This is a genomic window from Paenibacillus sp. DMB5 (genome assembly GCF_001517085.1).
In the GTDB taxonomy this organism is placed as follows: Bacteria; Bacillota; Bacilli; order Paenibacillales; family Paenibacillaceae; genus Paenibacillus_AQ.
The window spans coordinates 1-678 of sequence record NZ_LRAC01000009.1; the positions used below are offsets into that span (position 1 = coordinate 1).

The window sequence follows — 678 nt, forward strand, 5'->3', positions numbered from 1 at the left end:
CAGCAGGAGTGAAAGCCGGTGAGGCTGCCGCAGCGGCGAGCGTGTCCCGTGACAGCGGCAGGGAGGGGCAAGCCGCTGGAGCAGGAGCCGCCTGGCTGGCCGGCTGGCCTGGGATGACCCTAACCTGTATTTTACGGTTAGGGAACCCTTTCCTAGCCGGACAACTTCGGCCGGCGTGGTGTTTGGCCGGGTCGGCAGAGATGAGCCGCTGCGGATCACCTCACAAATGCCGGAGGACGGTGTTATCTTCAGTGATGGCGTGGAGAGCGACTTCCTGGAGTTCAACTCCGGCGTAGAGGCAGTGATCAGCCTGGCAGAGAAACGGGGACGGCTGGTGGTCTGATCGGCAGCTTGGTTAGTCACAGAGCATTTCCCCAGACACCGGAGAAATGGGTCTCAAGGTAGGAATAAAGGGAAAAAATCCCATTAATGGCACCAACAGCAGCCTGAAAGTGCGGAATAGAGGGATAAATCCCATTTTTGGCACCAATAGCAGGCTGAAAGTGCTAGACCAAAGGGAAAAATCCCTTTGAATAGCCTCATCCACCTCAGGTGGAACCAATTCAAAGGGAAAATCCCTTTGAATAGCCTCATCCACCCCAGGTGGGACCAAATCAAAGGGAAAAATCCCTTTGAATAGCCTTATCCACCTCAGGTGGAACCAAATCAAAGGAAAAA

General features: G+C 54.7%; 1 protein-coding gene and 1 pseudogene. One reads left to right on the forward strand and one right to left on the reverse strand.

Annotated features, from left to right (window positions below):
- Window positions 1-118: 118 nt before the first annotated feature.
- A pseudogene (locus AWJ19_RS33780) lies at window positions 119-343 on the forward strand (sugar kinase); the annotation flags it as partial.
- A gap of 12 nt (window positions 344-355) precedes the next feature.
- Here AWJ19_RS33780 and AWJ19_RS36095 read toward each other — a convergent pair.
- A partial coding sequence (locus AWJ19_RS36095; protein WP_206744041.1) for a hypothetical protein occupies window positions 356-678 on the reverse strand: 323 nt, incomplete at its 5' end.